The sequence below is a fragment of the Enterobacter sp. JBIWA003 genome (assembly GCF_019968825.1).
Classification (GTDB): Bacteria; Pseudomonadota; Gammaproteobacteria; order Enterobacterales; family Enterobacteriaceae; genus Enterobacter; species Enterobacter quasiroggenkampii.
The window spans coordinates 2,641,544-2,665,176 of sequence record NZ_CP074170.1 but is presented as its reverse complement, the minus strand read 5'-3'; the positions used below and the strand labels follow the sequence as shown (position 1 = coordinate 2,665,176).

Genomic DNA, 23,633 nt, shown 5'->3' with positions numbered 1-23,633 from the left:
CATTCAAACAATATTAGTTTTTTATCGTGTAAAATGACCAGTCATATTAATACTCTAAAACGTATTAAGAATATAAAATATATTCTCATTGTTAACGTATTAAGCATTGCTAAACAAGAGCGAATAAAAGTAGCAAAGCTCCTTAAATATAACGGCGATTGTATCAGTGCGCCGCAGCGGATGGTATCGCTTAACGTGGCGGCAGACCAGTATTACAGCACGCTGCGAAGAACATTTTCACTAATACGCTCTTTTTATCTAACTTAAGCTAAATCCCAGGTTGCTAACGGCGAAAAAACAATCCCGTGAAGTTTGCGAGGAAAAACGTCTGAGCCAATGCTATAAGTCTAGATGCCGACCAAAATATAAAACGTGGGTATCATCATGCTAAGAGATATTAGTGTCAGGACCTTTATTATCGGGTTCCTTTTATCGCTATTTTTGGTAAACGCAGGTGTCGTTGTTCTAATTTCCAGCAAGTCCTCTCTCTTTATTTCCCTTAACGTTATCAATTTCGTTGCGCTATTTTTGCTTTGGGTCTACATGACCCGCTATCTTGTGACGCCGATCAATACGGTAAAGAGAAGTATTGAAGAGGTGACAGCAGGCAACCTTGGGGTTTCTATCCCGGAGTTTGGCAATAACTGCGCGGGTCGACTTATTCCCGGGATCAATAGCCTTTCCGGCAACATTGCGACGCTGGTGCGCGAGATCAGGGCGTCGTCGCAAACCGCCATGACCTTATCGGATCAGCTCTCGGCCCGTAGCGCTCAGCTCTCGGTGAAAACCGAACAGCAGTCTGCGTCTTTAGTGCAAACCGCAGCCAGCATGGAGCAAATGGCGGCGAGCACCAAAAACAATGCCGATAACACCCGCCTGGCGAGCGAACAGGCGAATGTGGCGACGCTGCAGGCGCGCAAGGGCGGGGAGCTGATGGGGCAGGTCGCCAACAATATGCAGTCCATTACCGAATGCGCCCAGCAGATGACGGAGATTATTTCATTGATTGACGGCATTGCGTTCCAGACCAATATTCTGGCGCTCAACGCGGCCGTTGAGGCGGCAAGGGCAGGCGACCACGGAAAAGGCTTTTCTGTCGTTGCGGAAGAGGTCAGAAACCTGGCACACCGCAGCGCAGAGGCCGCGAAGAATATCAAAGCGCTGATTGAAGTCACCAGCAGTAACGTCACGCAGGGCGCGACCGTGGTGTCACAGGCAGAGAAGAATATGCATGAAATCGTGACGGGGTCGGGGAACGTCAGCCGCTTGATGGATGAAATTTCCGCGTCGACCTCTGAGCAGGAGAAAGGCATTTCCCAGATCACGCTGGCGCTTTCGGAGCTGGAGCGGGTCACGCAAAGCAACGTGGCGATGGCGGAGGAACTCAACGGCTCCTCAGATGTCCTGCGCAACCAGGTGATTGAGCTGCAGGCCCGCACGCGTAATTTCAGACTGGATCAGGGATCGTTGTCCTCATTACCTGGCAGCTCGCCATCCTTCCTCCCGCGGCCAGAGCACTCTCTCTGACAAAACCGCAACATTTTCGCCGTATTTCTTGCCGGGTGGCGCTGCGCTTACCCGGCCTACACGCTGCCACAATATCAATACATTACACCCTTCACTGTAGGCCCGTGCAAGCGTAGTGCCGCCGGGCGAAACGCATGGCATGTACATTTCATGAACGATTTCAGCGCGATGGCATACATAGTTGTTGCTTAACCCCTGATGAAAGCTAGACTGACACCGAAAGAGCTAAAAGGCGGAGGAGCTGTGGAGAGCATTAAAGGATCTGAACTAAACGTTCCAGACGCAGTTTTTGCGTGGGTGCTGGACGGTCGCGGCGGTGCCCGGCCGCTGGAAGACAATGATGTGATCGACAGTGCGCATCCCTGCTGGCTGCATCTGAACTACACCCACCCGGACAGCGCTGACTGGCTGGCGTCGACCCCGCTCTTGCCTAACAATGTGCGCGATGCGCTGGCCGGTGAAAGCCTGCGCCCCCGCGTGAGCCGAATGGGGGATGGGACGCTGATCACCCTGCGCTGTATTAACGGCAGCACGGATGAACGTCCGGATCAGCTGGTTGCGATGCGGGTCTATATGGACGATGGGCTGATTGTCTCCACCCGACAGCGTAAGGTTCTGGCGCTGGATGACATCGTCAACGATCTGAAAGAGGGCACCGGGCCGATCGACTGCGGCAGTTGGCTGGTGGACGTCTGTGACGCGCTTACCGATCACGCCAGTGAGTTTATTGAAGAACTGCACGACAAAATCATCGACCTGGAAGATAACCTGCTCGATCAGCAGATCCCGCCGCGCGGTTTTCTGGCCTTGTTGCGTAAGCAGTTGATTGTGATGCGCCGCTACATGACGCCGCAGCGCGACGTGTATGCGCGGCTGGCCAGCGAAAGGCTCGCCTGGATGAACGACGACCATCGACGCAGAATGCAGGATATTGCCGACAGGCTGGGCCGCGGGCTGGATGAAATTGATTCCTGTATTGCCAGAACGGCGGTAATGGCGGACGAAATCGCGCAGGTGATGCAGGAGTCGCTGGCGCGAAGAACTTATACGATGTCTCTGATGGCGATGGTGTTTTTACCCAGCACGTTTCTGACCGGGCTGTTTGGCGTCAACCTGGGGGGAATTCCCGGGGGCGCTTATCGCTACGGCTTTACGGCCTTTTGCGTGATGTTAGTTGTTTTGATTGGGGGTGTTGCATGGTGGTTGCATCGTAGTAAATGGCTGTAAATTTACGCTTTTTTCGTCTTTTTCCGGGATTAAAACGCTCTTTTAATTGAGCGAAGTCAATAAACATCTACCCCGTAAGGTGCAATATTACTCCCGCAGGTGAATGCAACGTCAAGCGATGGGCGTTGCGCTCCATATTGTCTTACTTCCTTTTTTGAATTACTGCATAGCACAATTGATTCGTACGACGCCGACTTCATAGTCGGCTTTTTTTTGCCTCCTGATTCTCAGCGTCTACCCTAAAAGGGACGACAGCAAATTCTGGAGGGAATGATGAGCATCCTTAACGCTCTGCTACTGCCACAATCGCGTCAGTCCGATCCTATCCCCAGCGATCCGGTACCCATGCCCGATCCCATCCCGCGTCCGCAGCCGATGCCGGACCCGCCGCCCGATGAAGAACCGATTAAATTGTCGCATCGAACCGCGAGATCTGCGAGGATACGCGCCATCTGACTGCAAAGATCACCACGAGAGACTACAGTGACCGCTTTTTCTACCCTGAATGTTCTGCCCGCCGCCCAACTCGATAACCTCAACGAGTTGGGATACCTCACGATGACGCCTGTTCAGGCGGCCGCCTTACCTGCCATTCTCGAGGGCCGTGACGTGCGCGTGCAGGCGAAAACGGGCAGTGGAAAAACGGCGGCATTTGGCCTTGGCCTGTTGCAGCATATCGATGTGGCGCTGTTTCAGACCCAGTCTCTGGTGCTGTGTCCGACCCGCGAACTGGCAGACCAGGTCGCGGGTGAACTGCGTCGCCTGGCGCGTTTCCTGCCCAATACCAAGATCTTAACCCTCTGCGGCGGGCAGCCGTTCGGCGCCCAGCGTGATTCGCTCCAGCATGCCCCGCACATTATTGTCGCGACGCCTGGCCGTCTTCTCGATCATCTGCAGAAGGGCACCGTCTCGCTGGATGCGCTACAAACGCTGGTCATGGATGAGGCCGATCGCATGCTGGACATGGGTTTCAGCGATGCCATTGACGAGGTGATCCGTTTTGCACCGGCCGATCGCCAGACGCTGCTGTTCTCCGCAACCTGGCCGGAAGCCATTGCCGCCATCAGCGGCCGCGTGCAGAAAAATCCCCTTACCATTGAAATTGACAGCGTAGATGCGCTGCCCGCGATCGAACAGCAGTTCTTTGAAACCTCGCAGCAGGGGAAGATACCGCTCCTGCAGAAATTGCTGAGCCAGCATCAGCCTGCCTCCTGCGTGGTGTTCTGTAATACCAAAAAAGACTGTCAGTCGGTTTGTGATGCCCTGAATGCCGCCGGGCAGAGCGCGCTGTCGCTGCATGGCGATCTGGAACAGCGCGATCGCGATCAGACGCTGGTCCGTTTCGCGAACGGCAGCGCCCGCGTGCTGGTTGCGACCGACGTTGCTGCGCGCGGTCTGGATATAAAATCGCTTGAGCTGGTGGTGAACTTTGAGCTGGCGTGGGATCCGGAAGTACACGTGCACCGTATTGGCCGCACCGCGCGCGCAGGAAACAGCGGTCTGGCGATCAGCTTCTGCGCACCAGAAGAGGCGCAGCGCGCCAATATTCTCTCTGAGATGCTGCAAATTAAGCTGAACTGGATGAATCCCCCAGCCGGCGTCAGCCTTGTGCCGCTGGAGGCCGAAATGGCGACCCTGTGCATTGATGGCGGTAAAAAAGCCAAGATGCGTCCTGGTGATGTTCTAGGTGCACTGACCGGGGATGTGGGTCTGGACGGGGCGGATATCGGTAAGATTGCTGTCCATCCGGCGCATGTCTACGTCGCGGTTCGCCAGGCGGTTGCCCATAAGGCATGGAAGCAGCTGCAAAACGGGAAAATTAAGGGTAAAACCTGCCGCGTACGCCTGCTGAAATAAAGCATGAAGCGTCTCAGAGGGTGTTTCTGAGACGCTAACCGCTTACTTCACTTCAAGCACGTTCAGACGCAACTCTTCAAACTGATTGTCATCGTCTTCCGGCTGCCAGCCTGCTGGCTGCATCGGGATCTCTTCCCGGTCAAACGCCAGATCTCCGCCGTTCACGACTTCTGACTCGTGATTGATGCCTTTAAAGTCGAACAGTTCCACATCCGCAAGATGGGAAGGGACGACGTTCTGCATGGCGCTGAACATGGTTTCGATACGACCCGGATAGCGCTTATCCCAGTCGCGCAGCATGTCGCCAATCACCTGACGCTGCAGGTTCGGCTGAGAGCCGCAGAGGTTACATGGAATGATCGGGAACCCTTTCGCCTGAGAGAAACGCTCAATGTCTTTTTCACGGCAGTAGGCAAGCGGGCGGATGACAATATGTTTACCGTCATCACTCATCAGCTTAGGTGGCATACCTTTCATCTTGCCGCCGTAGAACATGTTGAGGAACAGCGTTTGCAGGATATCGTCGCGGTGATGGCCCAGCGCAATTTTGGTCGCGCCCAGCTCCGTCGCGGTACGATACAGAATGCCGCGGCGCAGACGAGAGCACAGAGAGCAGGTGGTTTTCCCTTCCGGGATCTTCTCTTTCACAATACCGTAGGTATTTTCTTCGACGATTTTGTACTCAACGCCCAGCTTCTCGAGGTATTCCGGCAGAATGTGTTCCGGGAAACCCGGCTGTTTCTGGTCAAGGTTGACCGCCACCAGGGAGAATTTCACCGGCGCACTTTGCTGAAGATTACGCAGGATCTCCAGCATGGTGTAGCTGTCTTTACCCCCTGACAGGCAAACCATGATGCGGTCGCCTTCTTCAATCATGTTGAAGTCTGCAATGGCTTCGCCCACGTTACGGCGCAGTCGCTTTTGCAGTTTGTTAAGATTGTATTGCTCTTTTTTGTTAATCTCTTGATTCTCTTGCATTGAGTACTACCTTCGGAGCCAGCAGGGGCAAAAATTGTATGCCGCGTATGGTACGGATTCCGGCGGCGAATGCCAGCACGTTTTACTGCTGCGTGAAATCTGGCGCCGATACGTGATAAAGGGTAGCTAAGTAACAGATACACCTCTGCCACTTTATCTCCGCTTACAGCACCTCAACCAATTCAAATTCTTCTGCGACCAGTTCCATATCTTCAGAAAAATGGCCTTCGCGGAAGAAAAATCGCTGATGCTCAGTCTGCCAGTATTCAAGGCTTAAATCACCTTCACCCTCTTTACGAGCGAATTCCTCAGTAACATCGCAAAAACGCACCAGTCGCATGGAAACCAGCCGGATCACACAGACCGGGACATTCTGACCATCAAGGATTATGTTGTAGCTTCCTATCCGTGGAGCAGACACATCCTGCGAGTACGAGGCAAAAGAGCCGCAGGTGGCCGTTTTGAGTCCTTTTTTAATCAGATTCGCAAGCTCGTTTGCAAGTGCCGGGCTGTCACCCATTTGCCAGGCCTGTGCGCCCGGGTATTTCATTTTTAATTCCTCAACCGTCACCATTCAACTTCCCTCATAACTTTTATCAAAAGAAACATACCAGCGGTTTTAGCATAAACATCGTCGATACCAGAAGCGTACTCTGATTTCCTGACACCTTTTTTCACTGGTGGTGTGCATGAAAACAAGGCGTTGCGCTTATTGCCCGAGTAAATATATCCTTGTGGGGTTATCTGTGTGGTGAATCTGTGGCCGGTAGCCAGCCGAGTGATGTTGTATAACAAAGAAAAGTCACCGGGATAGAACCGACACCACGCTTTTTCTGTAACTTTTATCCCATTGGAAGGGGTTAACGTGTTCAAGCTTAATTCATCGCTACTGGTGGCGTTGCTACTGTCAGGCTGTAGCGCCGATCTGGTTCTCAGCCCACCTCAGCAACCTGAATACAAGTCGATGCCTGAAATAACGCAGTCTGTGACGCCATCACAACAGCGCGCAATCATGGCAGGCGAGCGGCCTGACTGGTCAGAAAGAACGCCGGTCAAGACAATAAAGCAGTACTAATAAGCACGTATCAACCAGGGCTGCCGTTCGGCGGCCTTTTTATTTCCCCATTTGAGAAGGTGCAACGATGGAGGCTGGTTTGCGGGAAAATTTCTGACGCATGACATGGTATTTCTTTCTTTATCAACCATGCTTAAGACGAAGACAATTCAATCACTTCAGCATCACCGAAGCGGCAACGTCACTCGAGTCGAGAACCCTGAATGCGCCATGCACCTATCTCCTTAGCTGCAGCCACGGCAATTTTTATGCTGGGCGTTTTTATCATCAATTTACAGGTTTGGTATTCTGCACGGGCTGACAGCCTTGCAGGGGCGCACTATGTCTTGCGAAACATGAACGTCATTCTTAAAGAAGCCCGTCATGCTGCCCAGATAGCAATGCAGCTTGCTGAGAATGAGTGTGATGCTGAAGGGCAGTATCGGCTCGGTACTGAAGCGGCATTACAACCTCATCTGAGAACGATCGTTATTCTGAAACAAGATGCGGTCTGGTGCTCCTCTTTACCGGGAAATCGCGTGTTGCTGGTTAACGGCTCAGCGCTGCCTCAGGCATCATTGCTACTTGTTCCATCAAAAAGTACGGTCAACGGCCTGCCGGTTCTCTTATACCAGACAAACCATGCCGGAAGCCGGATCATGGTGAGCATCAGCGACAGCCATATCCGGGATGCGCTGAATATGCCATTACGTGGCGTGGCGTATTCACTGCAAGTCGGCAATCGTCGTTTAGGCCAATCCGGCGATGTGTTGACGGCACCCCATGCAAACAAAGGTGTACTGACGGTAAAAGACGCTGATTATCCCTTCGCGATTCAATTTAACGCTCCGCCTCTTTTTAGCCTGACGAGATTATTCGACCAGGCCGGTGGGGTGCTGTTATTTCTGCTGCTCATTTCCTCTCTTCCTGCTTATCTTTTGCAACGCTATCTCTCTAAGGATATATCGCCTGAAGATTCACTGCGCACTGCCATCTACAGAAATGAAATTATTCCCTATTATCAACCCGTCGTGAGCGGAAAAGAGGGCACCTTGCGCGGTGTAGAGGTGCTGGCCAGGTGGAAGCATCCGCAATCCGGGTTTATTTCTCCCGCTTCGTTTATTCCTCTTGCTGAAAAATCAGGGCTAATTATTCCATTAACCCAAAGCTTAATGCGTCAGGTTGCAATGCAGATGAATTCAATTTCTTCGCTGCTGCCGGAAGGATTCCATGTAGGGATTAACTTCAGTGCATCTCATATCGTGGCCTCTACCTTTTTTGAAGAGTGCCTGAATTACAAGCGCAGCTTTGTGCAACAGGATCTTAACCTTGTCGTTGAGGTGACCGAGCGCGAGCCCCTCCACGTAGATGAACATCTCGTTAAGACCCTGAATGAGCTGCATAACAATGGATTTGCAATCGCGCTGGATGATTTTGGAACGGGCTATTCTGGCCTGTCCTACCTGCAGGACCTGCATATTGATTACATCAAAATCGACCAAAGCTTTGTTGCCAGAGTGAATGCCAATGAGGATTCCACCCTGATCCTGGATTCGGTACTGGAACTGGCAAAAAAACTGTCAATCCGTATTGTGGCGGAAGGGGTTGAAACCCAGCAACAGCTTGATTATCTCATCCGCAATAACATCACGTTTTTACAGGGCTACTTCTTCTACAAACCCGTTCCCTTTAAGGAGTTGATAAAAATCCTTTTGTCGAAGCCAAAGGTTAAAGTGAGGGTGGAGTGACGTTTTCCCCGGAATTGCGATAAAGAAAAAAAGGGGGGCATCATCCCCCAAATAAAATGCAGACCGTTATTGTTTTAACTACGGTGCTATTTTGTTATCTGAGTGCTTTGTGGTCAATTTAATTGTTTTCAACCTTTGCTGTAGAGATTACATACTAAAAAAAAGAATGAAGAGTCTAAGGTAAAATTTTAAAGTTGATCCTGGTCAATATTACCGCCTTCACGGCTGAATAATAGATGCAATCATGTTTAACTTGTTAAGCAACTGCTCTGGCGGTGGGTTTTGGACGTTAGGCGTTTCCGTATAATTTTTTAAGAAAAAAATGCTGACTGCGAAATGACGATGCAGTCATGCTTACATATTAACCTGGCTTGAAGATGCGTCAGCAAGATAGGGTATAATGCGGCTTCGTAATTGCTAAACAACCCGGTGGTTGGTGCTATGACCCTCAATCGCTTTTTTTATTTACTCCTGATCTTTGCTGCAATCGGCAGCCTTTTTGCCTCTAACCCTTTGGCTATGTGGTTTCTGCTGATCAATGTGCTGACGATGGCTATGTATGGCGCCGATAAACAGGCAGCGCGTAAGGGTATGCGCAGGGTACCGGAAGCCACGCTGCTGGTATTTGGCGTAACCGGCGGCTGGCCTGGCGCGATTGTGGGCCAGCAACTCTTTCGCCATAAAACGCAAAAGCAGCCCTTTAAAACCTACTTTTTCTTAAGCATTGTCGTTAGCATCGCCGTGATGGCGGCGGTTTACCATTTCTCGCCTGTTTCTTCTTTATGAGCGTATTGACATCAAGTTAACTTGAGCTTTTAAGATGTCAGCACCACGTTGATAAAGGAGTAACATCTTAAAATGAAAGACATTGATGTAGGTTTCACTCATGTCGCGTTTATGGTCAGGGACCTGGAAAAGAGTATTGCCTTCTATCGCCGCTATGCCGGTATGGAGGTCATTCATTTACGTGAACCCGACATGCCTGATGCCAGAAAAGTCGCATGGCTCAGCGACCATACCCGTCCTTTTGCACTGGTTCTTGTACAGGCCGATACCGTGACCGATACGCCGCTGGGCAGTTTCGGGCATCTGGGAATTGCCTGTGCGACCCGCGAAGAAATTGACAGAAAAACCGCGATGGCCACCGCTGAAGGTGTGCTAAGGAAGGCGCCTGAGAATGTAGGCGATCCCGTCGGATACTATGTCTTTTTTGCCGATCCCGATGGCAACACGTTAGAGCTGTCATTCGGACAGCGCGTCGGTCTGGAAGCGATCCGAACGGCCAGTCGGAATAAATAAAGCGAAGATACGTTAGCAACAGGAAACAGACCGCGTCGCGCGTCGTTAATTGTTCCTCCATCACTGCCAATAGTAGTAGGACTATTCTTAAGTTGTTGCTGTTTTTTGCACAATCTGAATAATACGTGCAACACCACGGACGATAACATTCCATGAAAATAGTCTCTATTACGCTGGCAGTGCTGGCGCTTTTTTCTGCGCCTTGCTGGTCCGCTTTTCAGGAGCGGGAATATAATACCTGGTATATGAAAAATGCGGTGCTTTATGATATGACGCAGACCTCGGAAGGTTATCCCGTCATGGTGAGCGTATCCCAGCCCGGGAGGAAATCCGCTAATTTGCTGGTGTCATATATTACGGAAGGGCGCTGTGGTGAGAATAAGCTGCCACTCAATGTGAATGGTACAGTGCTTCCCGCCAAATATGCTTGTGTTCAGATAGGGAAGAACAGAATTGAACATTTTTCAGTTGTGGATGCGGACAGCGTCAATGGCATGGTGACGCATTTGAAATCTGATTTCACTATTCTCCTGCAAAACGATATCAAAATTTGGGCGGCAAATATCAAAACGCCAAAATACGGGCTGGCACCGAGATTCTGACGATGAAATGTCTGTCTCACGACAGGTATTATTTCTATCATGGTAATCATTTATGAAATAATAGTGTCATGGTGTTATTAATCAAAATATGGAGTAAGTGGCCCTGTTTTTTTACGTATTGAAATGGACTGTATGCGAAACGGTACGAAACCGCACAAATAATCCTTACTGACATTATGGATAAAGCTCGCTACCAGACTTACGCTTGCTAACGGCGTTTTAGTTGTTCAGCACATCTTTATTGGTAAGGAGTAGAAAATGTCACATCCTAATAGTCTGGATTTGCTAAGCCGTAAAGAAGGAATGTGTTTGTTAGAGCAAAGCATGGGTTTTGTCTGGCAGGCAGCACTTCGGGCTGTCGCAGTATTAGGCGTTGCAGATCGTCTGGTTGAAGGAAAAAAATCCGTTACACAACTGGCGGAGGAGCTTAATATCGATGGCGACTATCTTCATCGGATCATGCGCGTATTATCCTCTCGTGGAGTGTTCAACGAACTGTCCGAAGCTGAATACAGCCTTAGCCATTCAGCACAGTTCCTGTGTTCTGAGCATGAATTTTCATTGCGTGCGGCGGTGCTCATGCTGACAGACCCAACATTCTGGCAGCCAGCGGCTAAAATGGATGAGATATTGCAAGGCAAACCTGTTTTTAATGATTTGTTTGGCAAGCCTTTTTACGACTACTGGCAGCATGATGACACGATGACTGACAGCAACATTTTTCATGCGGGTATGGCCTCTATGTCATCCGTAGAGAATGAAGTCATCGCCGATAGCTATTCGTTTCCTCAAAATGCTATCGTTGCCGATATTGCCGGTGGGCTGGGTAATTTATTGCTGGCTGTTTTACGCCGAAATCCGACCTTAACAGGGATCCTGTTCGATCAAAAAGACGTGCTTGAGCGGAATCGACTGTACCTGTTAAATGACAATCGTCGATGGAAGGCAGTTGAGGGTGACTTTTTTGAAGCCTGTCCTGTAGCGGATATTTACCTGCTTAAATATATTTTGATGGACTGGCCTGATGAGAAGGCGATTCAGATACTTCAATCGTGTAGAGATGCAATGAAAGAAAATTCCAGATTATTAATTTTTGAACCACTTATAAAAAAAGAAAATAATGAACAGGGACGATTTGAAATTGACCTTCTTCTTTTAACAAGCTTTGATGGAGGGCGGGCAAGAACGGAGTCTGAGTATCTGACCTTGTTTGAAAAGACCAGTCTGAAGCTAAACAATATAATAGACACCCGTTCGTATTTGTCGATTTTAGAAGTCGTACCTGTCTGAATTACGTAAATTATATTCACAAAGCGAGTGTCCTCATTCCGTTTTACCGGATTCCTGCTACGCTTGTTTGTTGTATCAGGAGCATGAGCATGATGAACAAAGACGAACAAACAGGTTTAGTGGGGCTGGCGATTGGGGCCGCCGTCATTGGGCTGGTTTCAGCGCAGAAACCGATCCATCGCAACAGTATTGTCGATGAACTGGTCAGGCTCGGCAGGCAAAAAGGCGATGGTGTAGAAGACGAGGTTTTCGTCAAGGCCGCCGAGCTGGTGAGAAAAGGAGTATAGCCTATGGCTGAATGTCGTAATGCGCAGTGCCATTGCGGTGCGGTGGCCTTTACCGTTGCGCTCACGGATGGCCTGAATACCGCGCGGCGCTGCAGCTGTTCCTTTTGTCGCATGCGGGGGGCGGTCGTCGTCTCTGCGCCGCTGTCAGGGATTACCGTGACCAAAGGTGAGGATAAGCTCACGGAGTACCGCTTTAACACGGGGACGGCACGGCACTTCTTCTGCTCGGTGTGCGGGATCTACACGTTCCATCAGCGGCGTTCCAATCCAAACGAATACGGCGTGAACGTTGCCTGCTTCGAAAACGTCTCACCGTTAGATTTCCCTGAAGTGACGGTAATGGACGGGGTAAACCATCCCGCAGATGGAGACAGCGGGGTGTTTGGCTACCTCTCTTTTCGCAAGAAAGGGGCAGTTGAGGCGTAATTGCCGCCTGGCCACTCTGTAATCAGCCTGGCTATAGTGGAGGGTGGTTATCTGAAACAGGAGAAATTATGCTCTGTGTTGAAAAAGACGATCCGCGTGAGGCCCCTGAATCAGGTGATAAAAAGCCTCAACCCGTGAAAAAATAACGCGAACTGCGCGTTTACCCGCCACCGGCACTGCTGGTGGCTTTTTATTTCCGCGGGAGCAATATTAAACGCCATCGAGGTGGTTCAACACCGCGCCCAGATGACCGACAATATCAGCAAAATCAAAAATTAACGCTATCCAGATAAGCGCTAAAAGAGTAAGTACGGCAACGGATACACGACCAAACAACGCTGTTATCCCTGGTGATGAAAAGGTTATCACCTGAGTTTAACCAGCTTTCCCTCAACTTACCCTCAACCACACGATTCCTGAACCTGTTTTTTGTGACGAGCTTCAAAAAGGGGGGAGCCCGCAACATCATGCGGGCTCTGGCAATCAGAACTGGTAAACCAGGCCCAGTGCCACGACATCATCCGTGCCGATGCCGTTGTTTTTGTAGAAGCTGTCATCTTCATCCAGCAGGTTGATTTTGTAATCAACGTAGGTGGACATGTTTTTGTTGAAGTAGTAGGTCGCGCCGATGTCAGCGTATTTAACCAGATCCTGGTCTCCCTGGCCGTTGCCGAGGTCCTTACCTTTAGACTGCAGGTAGGAAAGAGACGGACGCAGGCCGAAGTCGAACTGGTACTGTGCGGTCACTTCGAAGTTCTGGGTTTTGTTGGCCACGGCGTCGGTATTATCACCGTAAGGCGTCATATTGCGGGTTTCAGAGTACATGGCTGCCAGATAGATGTTATTGGCGTCATATTTCAGGCCCGCAGTCCATGCATCCGCTTTATCGCCGCCCGCAGTGGTATTCATTACCTGCTCGTTGGTACGGTCAGAAGAGGTATAGGCTGCCCCTGCGGTAATCCCCATGCCGAAGTCATAGGTGGTAGAGATACCGAAGCCGTCACCGTTCTCGTGACGCGTGTCGCGACCGTTGTTGGTGCCTTCCTGATTGTTGCTGGCATCTTCATTTTTGCCCTGATACTGCAGCGCGAAGTTCAGACCCTGCACCAGACCATAGAAGTCGGTGTTACGGTAGGTGGCCACGCCGTTGGCACGGCCGGTCATGAAGTTATCGGCTTTGGTGTAGGAGTCCCCGCCGAACTCAGGCAGCATATCGGTCCAGCCTTCCACGTCGTACAGAACACCGTAGTTACGACCATAATCAAACGAGCCATAATCACCCACTTTGATACCGGCGAAGGCCAGACGCGTCCAGGACTGGTTATCAGACCCTTCGGTGTTATTAGCCTGAATGTTGTACTCCCACTGCGCGTAGCCGGTCATCATGTCGTTGATCTGGGTTTCGCCTTTGAAGCCCAGACGCATGTAGGTTTGATCCCCGTCAGCGCCTTTATCGTCGGAGAAATAGTGCAGACCATCTACTTTTCCGTACAGATCTAATTTGTTACCGTCTTTATTATAAATCTCTGCTGCATGAGTTGCGCCAGCCATTAACAGAGCCGGAATCATCAGGGCCAGTACTTTTCTTTGCATTATGATATTCCTTTGCGGTTGTTTTTATTTAATTACCTGTTGAACTTCCTGAATGAGAAAGTTGTCTCATGCTAAATCACTCCTGAGTAAGAGTAATAAATTATAATTGTTACGAACTAAGTAAAATCTAAACCGAATAAATCAACGGTAATAGTCATTGGTTTGATGAATGTCTTAATGCAAAGCATATAAAATTAAAATTATTAATCAGGCGTTAAGTAAGCTATTCTTGGCGGTGTTATATGCCTTTAAGATTATTTATCCATAATCCGCGTGAATATTATTTAGGAGACTAAATAGATATTTAATGATTATCTGGATTCGCCCGGTGTGAATACACCGGGTTTTTTTATGGCAAAAAAAGCCCGGACACGCCGGGCTGAGAAACTAGTCGCTGGTCGATTTTTCGGCTTTACCCGCCAACTGCGCCAGGAAGTCATACCGTTTTTGCAGATCGGCCGCGGCGTCTTTCCATAGCTGTTCGGCCACTTCCGGCTGCTGCGCGTTAAGGCGACGGAAGCGCTGTTCCTGCATCAACGTCTCGGCCAGGGCATCTGACGGCGGACGAGAGTCCAGCGCCAGCGGTAACTTACCTTCGTCCGCACGGCGCGGGTCGAACCGGTACAGCGGCCAGAAGCCGGTCGCGGTCAGCTGTCGCATTTGATCGTGGCTGAGTGCCAGGTCGTAGCCATGCTCTTCACACGGGCTGTAGGCAATGATCAGCGACGGGCCTGGATACGCTTCCGCTTCCTGGATAGCCTTCACCGTCTGGTTAAGCTGGGCACCCAGCGAGATTTGTGCGACGTAAACATGGCCGTACATCATCATGCTCACGCCGAGATCTTTACGGGCCTTGCGTTTGCCGTGTTCACCGAATTTCGTGACTGCGCCAAGCGGCGTCGCTTTCGACGCTTGACCACCGGTGTTGGAATAACACTGCGTATCCAGAACCAGAATATTGACGTTTTCGGTCAGGCTCAACACGTGATCCAGTCCACCGAAGCCGATATCGTAAGCCCAGCCGTCACCGCCAATCAGCCAGATTGATTTTTCAACCAGCGCGTCCGCGTCGGTCAGCAGCTGTTCAGCGCCCGCCACGCCCTGAAGCGCCTGACGTAGCTCAGCAACCTGCTCACGACGTACCTCTGGCGTCGCGTCCGCGTGAAGCGCGTCATTGAGCCCGGCGGGGATCTGCCCGGCAAACTGTTCCAGCAGGCGCATCACGCGTGCGCGGTGCTGGTCAACGGTCAGGCGGAAGCCCAGGCCAAATTCGGCGTTGTCCTCGAATAGCGAGTTTGCCCACGCGGGACCGCGACCGTTGGCGTCAGTGGTGTACGGCGTGGAGGGCAGGTTACCGCCATAGATAGACGAACAGCCGGTAGCGTTGGCAATCAGCATCCTGTCGCCGTACAGCTGGGTAAGCAGCTTGATATACGGCGTTTCACCGCAGCCTGAGCAGGCGCCGGAGTATTCAAACAGCGGCGTGATCAGCTGTGAAGTGCGAATATCAATGCGTTCCAGTTTGCTGCGATCGATTTCCGGCAGATTCAGGAAGAAGTCATAATTAACCTTCTCCTCTTCAACATGCTCCAGACGCGACATCATATTGATGGCTTTGATCTCCGGGTTCTGCCTGTCTTTCGCCGGACAGACCTCGACGCACAGATTACAGCCGGTGCAATCTTCCGGTGCGACCTGCAGAACGTATTTCTGTCCGCGCATATCGCGTGATTTCACATCCAGAGAGTGCAGGCTGGCCGGCGCGGCCTCCATCTCTTCCGGTGACACCACTTTGGCGCGAATGGCAGAGTGCGGGCAGGCTGCCACGCAGTGGTTGCACTGGGTACACAGCTCTTCCTTCCAGATGGGGATCGCTTCGGCGATGTTTCGTTTTTCCCAGCGGGTGGTGCCCATCGGCCAGGTGCCATCTGGCGGCAGCGCAGAGACGGGCAGGGCATCACCCAGCCCGGCCAGCATCGCCGCCGTCACGGTCTTCACGAAATCAGGCGCCGCATCGGACACGACTGGAGGGCGGTTCGGGCTTGCGGCATTGACCGGCTGCAGCGGCACCTCGAACAGCGACTCGCGCGCCAGCGCCAGCGCCTGCCAGTTACGTTCGACCAGCTCCTGGCCCTTGCTGCTATAACTTTTGGCAATCGCGCCCTGCAGTTCCGCCAGCGCGCTGTCGCCCGGCAGGATATTCGTCAGATGGAAGAAGGCCATCTGCATAACGGTATTGATACGCGCGGCAAGGCCACATTCGCGGGCAATTTTCGCCGCGTTCACCACGAAGAAACGGGCTTTTTTCTGGTTCAGCACCGCCTGCACTTCCTGCGGCAGGCGCGACCAGACCTCATCTGCGCTGTATGGCGTATTCAGGAGGAAAATACCGCCAGGCTTCAGGCGCTCGGCCATCTGGTATTTATCGATAAACTGCAGCTGGTGACAGCCAACAAAATCAGCCTGAGAAATAAGATACGCAGAGCGGATGGGCTGTTCGCTCACCCGCAGGTGGGAAACGGTCAGACCGCCGGCTTTCTTGGAGTCATAGACGAAGTATCCCTGGGCGTACCACGGCGTGGAGTTCCCGATGATTTTGATGTTGTTTTTGGTCGCAGAGACGCTGCCGTCACTGCCCAGACCATAGAACAGCGCCTCGAGTTTTGCGGTTGAGGGCAGGGTGTTTTCCGGCAACGACAGGGACAGATTGGTCACATCATCATAAATGCCGACGGTAAAGCGCGGCTTGGGCTTCGCTTCGCTGAGCTCGTTGAATACCGCCAGCACGCAGTCCGGTCCGAACTCTTTGGAGGACAAACCATACCGCCCTCCGATCACGCGCGGCAGCGTTTCACGTTCGCCTTGATTAAAGGCTTCGGCCAGGGCCGTCATCACATCCAGATACAGCGGCTCCGCCTGGGCGCCCGGCTCTTTGGTGCGATCGAGCACCGCAACGGTACGCGCGCTCTCCGGCAGTGCCGAAAGTAGATGTTTCGCCGAGAACGGCCGATAGAGACGCACTTTAAGCACGCCAACCTTTTCGCCGCGCGTCAGCAGCTCGTCAACAACTTCCTCGCAGGTGCCAATGGCAGAGCCCATCAACACAATGACCCGTTCCGCCTGCGGATGGCCATAATACTCAAAGGGTTTGTATTCCCGACCGGTCGCGGCGGCAAAGTCATTCATCGCCTGTTCAACATGGTCGTAAACCGCGTTGTACCACGGGTTCGTGGCCTCACGGGACTGGAAATAGGTATCCGGGTTCGCCGACGTGCCGCGAATCACCGGGTGTTCCGGATTCAGGGCGCGGGCGCGATGCGCGTCGATATCCGCCTGCGGGAGGAGATTCAGGATTGTCTCGTCAGCCAGCGGGACGATTTTGTTAATTTCGTGAGAGGTGCGGAAACCATCAAAGAAATGAATAAACGGCACCCGGCTTTTGAGCGTGGCGATATGCGAAATTAAGGCAAAGTCCTGGGCTTCCTGAACGCTGCTGGCGCACAGCATCGCGCAGCCGGTCTGGCGCACGGCCATCACGTCTGAGTGATCGCCAAAGATAGAGAGCGCGTGGGTGGCAACGGTCCGCGCCGCGACGTGCAGAACGAAGGGGGTCAGTTGCCCGGCGAGTTTGTAGAGCGTCGGGATCATTAACAACAATCCCTGAGAAGAGGTGAAAGACGTGGAAAGCGCGCCGGTCTGAAGCGCGCCGTGCACCGTGGCAATCGCACCGGCTTCAGACTGCATCTCAACCACTCTCGGGACATCGCCCCAGACGTTTTTTAACCCGTTACCCGCCCAGGCGTCTGCCTGCTCAGCCATGGTCGAACTTGGCGTAATCGGGTAGATGGCGATAACTTCACTGGTGCGAAACGCGACTGAGGCAACTGCACCATTACCGTCAATAGTTTGCATAGGACAATACCCTTACATTGCGCAAAAAATAGGGGTCTGTATTACGACGACAAACCCTGAATATTATCTGTGTATTCTAGCAAACGGGGGATTTTACGATTTTCGCTTTTGTGTCCTCGGTATTCTCGCCATCAATGAGTAGATCAAACTTTTGGCGAAAAAATTGCGAGAAATTGTTTCTGAAGCGCATAAATACGCACTTCCGCTCTCGACGACACGGGATGGGATGCCTATTATGCATAGGTTTCGCATTATTCATGGGGGAGAGAGCATGCGCTCAGCATTTTGGGTAGGGTGTGCCGCATTATTGTTGTCGGCATGTAGCAGTGAACCCGTTCAGCAGGCAACGGCAGCCCACGTGGCGCCGGGAATGAAAGCGGCGATGTCCAGCTCGGGTCAGGCTAACTGCGCGATGATTGGCGGCTCGCTGTCGGTTGCCCGCCAGCTTGATGGTTCTGCGATTGGGATGTGCGCCTTGCCAAACGGCAAACGCTGTAGTGAACAGTCGCTTGCCGTTGGAAGCTGCGGTAACTACTGATTATTCTACACGCTTAAACATCAGCGTTTTATCGGCTGTCGCCAGCGTTAACTGGTCTTCCGTCAGGTCGACCTGCGCCCCTTTGCGCAGCATGTCGCCGATGGCCTGATCCAGCTCATTCAGCTGCGGTTCAGTACAGAGCTTGCGCGTCATGGCCAGCGTTTTCACTTTAAGCTCGCCTTCGGACAATTTCCCCTGTCCGTTGAAGCGGTTACACATCTGGCCAGAAACGCTGATGTTATTCACAAGGCTGATATCAGGCAGGGCACTAAAACTGATCTCAGGTTGCGTTGTCGCGGTCTTAACCGCCTTACCGTTCACGTTTTCCAGCACAAAGCGGTGGTTCTGAAGTTGCTCCGGCTGAACGGAGGCTTTACCCGGATTAACGCACCCGGTAAGGGCAAGACTGATAACACTTAACGCAATGAGCTTTTTCATTTTTCTTCTCAAACTATAAATACTGTGAATCTTTTTCCAGTGTAACGATACTCTGCCGTGCGTTAATGGGGTTTATCTGAAAGTGCGGGGGGAAGGAGACGGGCAACGCTGCGGTTGCCCGGGATGAAGTTAATGCGATTTAAACCCTGCTGCCGTCATCAGCATACGGAAGAGCATACTGACCGCAGCCAGCGCCAGTACGCTGCCGCCCCAGATAATGGCCAGCCACAGCAATCTTTTCCAGACCGGTTGTTGCATCAGTGATAACCCTCCCCATGCTGAACTTTGCCGCGGAAAACGTAGTAACTCCAGAAGGTGTAGACCAGAATTACGGGAATGATCAACAGCGCGCCGACCAGCATAAAGCCCTGGCTTTGCGTCGGTGCGGCGGCCTGCCACAGGGTGATCGACGGTGGAATAATATGCGGCCAGATGCTGATCCCCAGCCCGCTAAAGCCGAGGAATATCAGCCCCAGCGTCAGGATAAACGGACGGCTATGGCTGGCTTGATTATTCAGGCAGCGCCACTGGTACAGGCTAAAAATCACCACCAGAGCAGGGACGGGCAGCAGATAAAACAGGTTCGGCAGCGTAAACCAGCGCGCGGCGATGGCCGGTTGCGCCAGCGGCGTCCAGAGGCTAATGGCGGCAATAAACGCCAGCAGCACGATTAACAGTGTTTTCGATACTTCACGCATCCGCTGTTGCAACGCGTTTTCGCTTTTCATCACCAGCCAGGTCGAGCCTAACAGCGCGTAGGCCACCACCAGGCCCGCGCCGCAAAACAGGTTAAACGCGGTAAACCAGTCAAAGGGGCCGCCGGTATAGGCCCGGCCGGTGACGGTAAAGCCGTTAATGACGGCGCCCACCGTCACGCCCTGGGTAAACGTCGCCAGAATGGAACCACCTATAAACGCCTTATCCCAGAACGGACGGTGCGCCGGCGTGGCTTTAAAGCGAAACTCAAATGCCACCCCGCGGAAAATAAGTCCGATCAGCATTAATGTCAGCGGAATGGTCAGGGCATCAACGATGACCGCATAGGCCAGCGGGAATGCGCCGAACAGGGCGGCACCGCCCAGCACCAGCCAGGTTTCATTCCCGTCCCAGACCGGCGCGACGCTGTTGACCATCACGTCGCGATCGTCGGCGTTTTGCGTGGCCGGGAACAGAATGCCGATCCCCAGATCAAAACCGTCCATCACGATATACATCAGCGTGGCAAAGACGATGATCACAAACCAGATAATGGAAAGATCGATACCCATTATGGCTGCTCCTTATGTTCAGTTGTGACGGCAGAAAGCGGGCGCGCCGGACGTCCATCGGACTCGGTGGCGAAAGACTCATGCGGCTGCGGGCCTTTTCGGATGAGGCGCACCATATAGCTGTAACCCACGCCGAATACCGATGTGTAAACGATGAAGAAGGCCAGCAGGCTCACGCTCATATGCAAATCACTATGGGCAGAAACCGCATCCTTCGTTCTCTGAAGCCCATAGACCACCCACGGCTGGCGGCCCACTTCAGTGGTGATCCACCCGGCCAGAATGGCAATCAGCCCGGATGGCCCCATCAGCAGCGCAAACCACAGGAAAGGGCGCGATGAATAAACGCGCTTTTTATAGCGCAGCCAGAGTGCCGTTACCCCAAGCAGCAGCATCAGCATGCCCAGGCCCGCCATAATGCGGAACGACCAGAAGACGATGGTGGAATTCGGGCGGTCTTCCTTTGGAAACTCTTTCAGCGCCGGAACCTGTTTATCCAGACTGTGCGTCAGAATAAGACTGCCGAGCGCGGGGATCTCCAGTCCAAAGCGGGTGCGCTCCTGCTCCATATCCGGCCAGCCAAACAGCAGCAGCGGGGTCGGCTCACCCGGCGGGTTTTCCCAGTGGCCCTCAATGGCGGCGATCTTGGCGGGCTGGTGCTTTAAGGTGTTCAACCCGTGCATATCGCCAACCAGGGCCTGGATGGGGGCGACAATCAGCGTCATCCACAGCGCCATCGAGAACATTGCCCGGATGGCGGGGGTATTATTCCCGCGCAGCAGATGCCATGCCGCGGATGCGCCAACAAACAGGGCGCTGCTCAGGAACGCGGCTATCGACATGTGCAGCAGGCGGTAAGGGAAGGAGGGGTTAAACACCACCGCGAACCAGTCTACCGGTACCACCTGACCGTTGACGATCTCATAGCCCTGCGGGGTCTGCATCCAGCTGTTTGAAGAGAGGATCCAGAAGGTAGAGATGATGGTCCCCAGCGCGACCATGCAGGTAGCGAAGAAGTGCAGCCCAGGCCCCACTTTGTTCCAGCCGAACAGCATTACGCCGAGGAATCCGGCTTCGAGGAAGAAGGCGGTAAGCACTTCGTAGGTCAGAAGCGGGCCGGTAATACTGCCCGCAAACTGTGAAAAGCCGCTCCAGTTGGTGCCAAACTGGTAGGCCATCACCAGCCCGGAGACCACGCCCATGCCAAAGTTGACGGCAAAAATCTTCGACCAGAAATGGTACAGCGAGCGCCAGACCGGATTTTTTGTTTTCAGCCACAGCCCTTCGAGCACGGCAAGGTAGCTTGCGAGACCAATGGTGATGGCCGGGAAAATAATGTGAAAGGATACGGTAAAGGCAAACTGTATCCGCGCAAGGTGAAAAGCATCTAAACCAAACATGCACAGCCTCAATGTCAAACGGTGTGCTGTTATGGTATAGGGGCGGAGATCGGACGAGCAGACGCAGAAAAGCGAATTTTAACCATAACAGTTGGCGTAAATTTCACGCTTTAGCCATCTGATATACCTTGAGGCTGTGGAATAAAAACATTCTTTTTATGAATTTTCCGCATTAAACCGCTTGCTTTGTCGTCAGCGCCGTGCGTTAATGGTCTTCTGGTTTTGAGTCCAAATAAATATCTGACGTAGTTTTTAAAGCAGTTCTCATCACGTTGTGCCTATCCGCAGCCTCTCTTGGGTCTTTATCTACATTCCGATTCGTTTTGTTTAAAACCATTATGCCCAATCGGCCCATTAGTAATTTACGTTTTAACGTTTCAGGAGAATCCTATGACTTCTTATATCCATTTTCGCTGCCCATGCTGCCATGGTTCGCAGTACCGTACCTCAGCCTTTGATGTGTCTGAGAAAAACCCGTTTGGCGCGAAATGCATTTTTTGCAAATCGCCGATGATCACGCTCGACCACCTGGCCGCCGCGCATTCCGCTCAGAGCCATGTGACCGAATACCGTAAGTAATTCATCTTCCAGACTATAACAGTTAGCTAAATCTTCTCTTTTTCTCCTGCTGATATACACTATCGGTCGTAAGGAGAATCTGATGAAAAAATACCAGCGTCTGGCGCAACAAATTATCTCGCAGATTGAGCTTGGCGTATGGCTGCCGGGCGATAAGCTGCCTTCCCTGCGAGAGCAGGTGGCGAGCAGCGGCATGAGTTTTATGACCGTTGGCCACGCGTATCAGATGCTGGAAAGTCAGGGGCGCATCGTCGCCAGACCGCAGTCGGGCTATTACGTTGCCTCGCGCCCGACCGCACAACAGCCTGCGCCACCCGCTCAGGTGATGCGTGACGAAGCGGTGGATATCAATACCTATATCTTCGATGTCTTACAGGCCAGCCGCGACCCCTCCGTAGTTCCCTTTGCTTCCGCGTTTCCCGATCCCCGGCTTTTCCCGCTTCAGCAGCTCAACCGCTCGCTGGCTAACGTCAGTAAAACCGCGACGGCGATGAGCGTGATTGAGAACCTGCCGCCGGGTAACGTCGATCTCCGCCACGCCATTGCCCGTCGTTACGCGCAGCAGGGGATGAACATCTCCCCGGAAGAGATCGTGATCACCGCAGGCGCGCTCGAGGCGCTGAATCTTAGCCTGCAGGCGGTGACCGAGCCGGGTGACTGGGTGATTGTCGAAAACCCCTGTTTCTACGGCGCGCTGCAGGCACTGGAACGCCTGAAGCTTAAAGCGTTGTCGATTGCGACAGACGTCCGCGAGGGGATCGATCTCAACGCCCTTGAACAGGCGCTGAATGAGTACCCGGTTAAAGCCTGCTGGATCATGACCAACAGCCAAAACCCGCTCGGCTTCACGCTAAGCGCGGAGAAAAAAGCGCAGCTTGTCGCGCTGTTAACACAGCACAACGTCCCGCTGATTGAAGATGACGTTTACAGCGAGCTCTATTTTGGCCGCGAAAAGCCGCTCCCGGCGAAAGCGTGGGATCGTCAGGACATGACGCTTCACTGCTCGTCCTTTTCAAAATGTCTGGTGGCCGGTTTTCGCATCGGCTGGGTGGCGGCAGGAAAACACGCGCGTCGCATTCAGCAGCTGCAGCTGATGAGCACGCTCTCAACCAGTTCTCCCATGCAGCTGGCGCTGGTGGATTACCTGGCGACCAAACGCTACGACGCCCACCTGCGCCGCCTGCGGCGTACGCTGGCCGAGCGCAAGCAGCAGGCCTGGCAGTCACTTCTGCGCCATATGCCTGCCGGTGTCAAAATTCACCATAACGACAGCGGCTACTTTTTATGGCTTGAACTGCCGGCACCGCTGGATGCGGGGCTGCTGAGCGAAAAGGCCTTAACGCACCACATCAGCATTGCCCCGGGAAAGATGTTTTCCACCTCTGACGCGTGGACGCCGTTCTTTCGTTTTAATACTTCCTGGGCCTGGGGAGAGCGGGAAGAGCAGGCGGTCATTCAGTTAGGAAAATTAATTAGCACGATGCTGGAATAATCCTTTCTCCGTTATTTAAATAATCAATTCTTATCCTGATGACGGCACTGCGAATATTTCGTGGTGACCTGTCATAGGAAATCTGCATACCGTCTCTCGCGCCTAACTCCTTGTCTAT

General features: G+C 52.5%; 24 protein-coding genes. 15 read left to right on the top strand and 9 right to left on the bottom strand.

Annotated features, from left to right (window positions below; genetic code table 11):
- Positions 1–384 precede the first annotated feature (384 nt).
- The 4 genes from KGP25_RS12795 (at position 385) to dbpA (ending at position 4,611) form a co-directional block, all read left to right on the top strand.
- Entirely contained in the window at positions 385–1,527 is a 1,143-nt protein-coding gene (locus KGP25_RS12795; RefSeq protein WP_223539054.1) for a methyl-accepting chemotaxis protein, read from the top strand.
- Positions 1,528–1,770: 243 nt separating this feature from the next.
- Positions 1,771–2,754, top strand: a complete 984-nt coding sequence (zntB, locus tag KGP25_RS12790) for a zinc transporter ZntB (RefSeq protein WP_023292275.1) — start codon at positions 1,771–1,773, stop codon at positions 2,752–2,754.
- Positions 2,755–3,045: 291 nt separating this feature from the next.
- Positions 3,046–3,210, top strand: coding sequence for a hypothetical protein (locus KGP25_RS12785; RefSeq protein ID WP_304665500.1), 165 nt, complete (start codon positions 3,046–3,048; stop codon positions 3,208–3,210).
- Positions 3,211–3,237: 27 nt separating this feature from the next.
- On the top strand, positions 3,238–4,611 hold the full coding sequence (gene dbpA / locus KGP25_RS12780; RefSeq protein ID WP_223539053.1) for an ATP-dependent RNA helicase DbpA: 1,374 nt from the start codon (positions 3,238–3,240) through the stop codon (positions 4,609–4,611).
- A 42-nt stretch (positions 4,612–4,653) separates the two neighbouring features.
- Here the strand turns inward: dbpA and ttcA are convergent, their stop codons facing one another.
- The 3 genes from ttcA to KGP25_RS12765 form a co-directional block, all read right to left on the bottom strand.
- Complete coding sequence (gene ttcA, locus KGP25_RS12775) at positions 4,654–5,589, bottom strand: tRNA 2-thiocytidine(32) synthetase TtcA (protein WP_223539052.1); 936 nt, start codon at positions 5,587–5,589, stop codon at positions 4,654–4,656.
- 163 nt (positions 5,590–5,752) lie between these two features.
- Positions 5,753–6,163, bottom strand: coding sequence for an ASCH domain-containing protein (locus KGP25_RS12770; RefSeq protein WP_223539051.1), 411 nt, complete (start codon positions 6,161–6,163; stop codon positions 5,753–5,755).
- Positions 6,157–6,462, bottom strand: a complete 306-nt coding sequence (locus KGP25_RS12765) for a hypothetical protein (RefSeq protein ID WP_154818042.1) — start codon at positions 6,460–6,462, stop codon at positions 6,157–6,159. The genes KGP25_RS12770 and KGP25_RS12765 overlap by 7 nt, the downstream gene beginning before the upstream one ends.
- A 405-nt stretch (positions 6,463–6,867) precedes the next feature.
- On the opposite strand from KGP25_RS12765, the gene KGP25_RS12760 reads away from it, so the two are divergent.
- The 8 genes from KGP25_RS12760 to KGP25_RS12725 all read left to right on the top strand — a co-directional run bounded on the left by KGP25_RS12760 (position 6,868) and on the right by KGP25_RS12725 (position 12,441).
- Positions 6,868–8,391: a cyclic diguanylate phosphodiesterase gene (locus tag KGP25_RS12760; RefSeq protein WP_223539050.1), complete on the top strand. Its 1,524-nt coding sequence runs from the start codon at positions 6,868–6,870 to the stop codon at positions 8,389–8,391.
- A 441-nt stretch (positions 8,392–8,832) separates the two neighbouring features.
- The gene (locus tag KGP25_RS12755) at positions 8,833–9,177 is read left to right on the top strand and encodes a DUF1294 domain-containing protein (RefSeq protein WP_048029804.1); all 345 of its coding nucleotides are present in this window, start codon (positions 8,833–8,835) and stop codon (positions 9,175–9,177) included.
- 72 nt (positions 9,178–9,249) lie between these two features.
- Positions 9,250–9,690 (top strand): VOC family protein, encoded by a 441-nt coding sequence (locus tag KGP25_RS12750; RefSeq protein WP_045908846.1) that lies wholly within the window; start codon positions 9,250–9,252, stop codon positions 9,688–9,690.
- Between the two features lie 152 nt (positions 9,691–9,842).
- Positions 9,843–10,292 (top strand): hypothetical protein, encoded by a 450-nt coding sequence (locus KGP25_RS12745; protein WP_048029806.1) that lies wholly within the window; start codon positions 9,843–9,845, stop codon positions 10,290–10,292.
- 258 nt (positions 10,293–10,550) lie between these two features.
- Complete coding sequence (locus KGP25_RS12740) at positions 10,551–11,582, top strand: methyltransferase (RefSeq protein WP_223539049.1); 1,032 nt, start codon at positions 10,551–10,553, stop codon at positions 11,580–11,582.
- An 89-nt stretch (positions 11,583–11,671) separates the two neighbouring features.
- Positions 11,672–11,869: a hypothetical protein gene (locus tag KGP25_RS12735; protein ID WP_023616678.1), complete on the top strand. Its 198-nt coding sequence runs from the start codon at positions 11,672–11,674 to the stop codon at positions 11,867–11,869.
- Positions 11,870–11,872: 3 nt separating this feature from the next.
- Positions 11,873–12,295, top strand: coding sequence for a GFA family protein (locus tag KGP25_RS12730; protein ID WP_223539048.1), 423 nt, complete (start codon positions 11,873–11,875; stop codon positions 12,293–12,295).
- Between the two features lie 68 nt (positions 12,296–12,363).
- Positions 12,364–12,441: a hypothetical protein gene (locus KGP25_RS12725; protein WP_223239581.1), complete on the top strand. Its 78-nt coding sequence runs from the start codon at positions 12,364–12,366 to the stop codon at positions 12,439–12,441.
- A 337-nt stretch (positions 12,442–12,778) separates the two neighbouring features.
- Here the strand turns inward: KGP25_RS12725 and ompC are convergent, their stop codons facing one another.
- Both ompC and nifJ read right to left on the bottom strand, forming a co-directional pair.
- Entirely contained in the window at positions 12,779–13,888 is a 1,110-nt protein-coding gene (gene ompC, locus KGP25_RS12720; RefSeq protein WP_045908842.1) for a porin OmpC, read from the bottom strand.
- A gap of 387 nt (positions 13,889–14,275) precedes the next feature.
- Complete coding sequence (nifJ, locus tag KGP25_RS12715; RefSeq protein WP_063621813.1) at positions 14,276–17,800, bottom strand: pyruvate:ferredoxin (flavodoxin) oxidoreductase; 3,525 nt, start codon at positions 17,798–17,800, stop codon at positions 14,276–14,278.
- A gap of 271 nt (positions 17,801–18,071) precedes the next feature.
- Here nifJ and KGP25_RS12710 point away from each other — a divergent pair, with 271 nt between their 5' ends.
- A complete protein-coding gene (locus KGP25_RS12710) occupies positions 18,072–18,338 on the top strand; it encodes a DUF333 domain-containing protein (RefSeq protein WP_023312003.1) in 267 nt (88 codons plus the stop codon).
- Here KGP25_RS12710 and hslJ read toward each other — a convergent pair whose 3' ends face one another.
- The 4 genes from hslJ to KGP25_RS12690 all read right to left on the bottom strand — a co-directional run bounded on the left by hslJ (position 18,339) and on the right by KGP25_RS12690 (position 21,444).
- Entirely contained in the window at positions 18,339–18,776 is a 438-nt protein-coding gene (gene hslJ, locus KGP25_RS12705; protein ID WP_045908840.1) for a heat shock protein HslJ, read from the bottom strand.
- Between the two features lie 129 nt (positions 18,777–18,905).
- On the bottom strand, positions 18,906–19,034 hold the full coding sequence (locus KGP25_RS12700) for a DUF2474 domain-containing protein (protein ID WP_008501283.1): 129 nt from the start codon (positions 19,032–19,034) through the stop codon (positions 18,906–18,908).
- A complete protein-coding gene (gene cydB / locus KGP25_RS12695; RefSeq protein WP_048223450.1) occupies positions 19,034–20,044 on the bottom strand; it encodes a cytochrome d ubiquinol oxidase subunit II in 1,011 nt (336 codons plus the stop codon). Before cydB ends, KGP25_RS12700 begins: the two co-directional genes overlap by 1 nt.
- Positions 20,044–21,444, bottom strand: coding sequence for a cytochrome ubiquinol oxidase subunit I (locus KGP25_RS12690; protein ID WP_223539047.1), 1,401 nt, complete (start codon positions 21,442–21,444; stop codon positions 20,044–20,046). The genes cydB and KGP25_RS12690 overlap by 1 nt, the downstream gene beginning before the upstream one ends.
- A gap of 390 nt (positions 21,445–21,834) precedes the next feature.
- Between KGP25_RS12690 and KGP25_RS12685 the strand changes: the two genes are divergently transcribed.
- A complete protein-coding gene (locus KGP25_RS12685; RefSeq protein ID WP_032645155.1) occupies positions 21,835–22,023 on the top strand; it encodes a hypothetical protein in 189 nt (62 codons plus the stop codon).
- Between the two features lie 82 nt (positions 22,024–22,105).
- Positions 22,106–23,515 carry a PLP-dependent aminotransferase family protein gene (locus KGP25_RS12680; protein WP_032674890.1) on the top strand — a complete coding sequence of 470 codons (1,410 nt, stop codon included), beginning with the start codon at positions 22,106–22,108 and terminating at the stop codon, positions 23,513–23,515.
- Positions 23,516–23,633: the final 118 nt, after the last annotated feature.

Coding starts and splice junctions, on each gene's coding strand:
- KGP25_RS12730 (WP_223539048.1), top strand. CDS start 11,873: ATGGCTGAATGTCGTAATGCGCAGTGCCATTGCGGTGCGGTGGCCTTT.
- KGP25_RS12750 (WP_045908846.1), top strand. CDS start 9,250: ATGAAAGACATTGATGTAGGTTTCACTCATGTCGCGTTTATGGTCAGG.
- KGP25_RS12690 (WP_223539047.1), bottom strand. CDS start 21,444: ATGTTTGGTTTAGATGCTTTTCACCTTGCGCGGATACAGTTTGCCTTT.
- KGP25_RS12700 (WP_008501283.1), bottom strand. CDS start 19,034: ATGCAACAACCGGTCTGGAAAAGATTGCTGTGGCTGGCCATTATCTGG.
- KGP25_RS12710 (WP_023312003.1), top strand. CDS start 18,072: ATGCGCTCAGCATTTTGGGTAGGGTGTGCCGCATTATTGTTGTCGGCA.
- KGP25_RS12725 (WP_223239581.1), top strand. CDS start 12,364: ATGCTCTGTGTTGAAAAAGACGATCCGCGTGAGGCCCCTGAATCAGGT.
- KGP25_RS12755 (WP_048029804.1), top strand. CDS start 8,833: ATGACCCTCAATCGCTTTTTTTATTTACTCCTGATCTTTGCTGCAATC.
- cydB (WP_048223450.1), bottom strand. CDS start 20,044: ATGGGTATCGATCTTTCCATTATCTGGTTTGTGATCATCGTCTTTGCC.
- KGP25_RS12770 (WP_223539051.1), bottom strand. CDS start 6,163: ATGGTGACGGTTGAGGAATTAAAAATGAAATACCCGGGCGCACAGGCC.
- KGP25_RS12760 (WP_223539050.1), top strand. CDS start 6,868: ATGCGCCATGCACCTATCTCCTTAGCTGCAGCCACGGCAATTTTTATG.
- KGP25_RS12685 (WP_032645155.1), top strand. CDS start 21,835: ATGACTTCTTATATCCATTTTCGCTGCCCATGCTGCCATGGTTCGCAG.
- nifJ (WP_063621813.1), bottom strand. CDS start 17,800: ATGCAAACTATTGACGGTAATGGTGCAGTTGCCTCAGTCGCGTTTCGC.
- ompC (WP_045908842.1), bottom strand. CDS start 13,888: ATGCAAAGAAAAGTACTGGCCCTGATGATTCCGGCTCTGTTAATGGCT.
- KGP25_RS12735 (WP_023616678.1), top strand. CDS start 11,672: ATGATGAACAAAGACGAACAAACAGGTTTAGTGGGGCTGGCGATTGGG.
- ttcA (WP_223539052.1), bottom strand. CDS start 5,589: ATGCAAGAGAATCAAGAGATTAACAAAAAAGAGCAATACAATCTTAAC.
- KGP25_RS12745 (WP_048029806.1), top strand. CDS start 9,843: ATGAAAATAGTCTCTATTACGCTGGCAGTGCTGGCGCTTTTTTCTGCG.
- hslJ (WP_045908840.1), bottom strand. CDS start 18,776: ATGAAAAAGCTCATTGCGTTAAGTGTTATCAGTCTTGCCCTTACCGGG.
- KGP25_RS12680 (WP_032674890.1), top strand. CDS start 22,106: ATGAAAAAATACCAGCGTCTGGCGCAACAAATTATCTCGCAGATTGAG.
- KGP25_RS12740 (WP_223539049.1), top strand. CDS start 10,551: ATGTCACATCCTAATAGTCTGGATTTGCTAAGCCGTAAAGAAGGAATG.
- KGP25_RS12795 (WP_223539054.1), top strand. CDS start 385: ATGCTAAGAGATATTAGTGTCAGGACCTTTATTATCGGGTTCCTTTTA.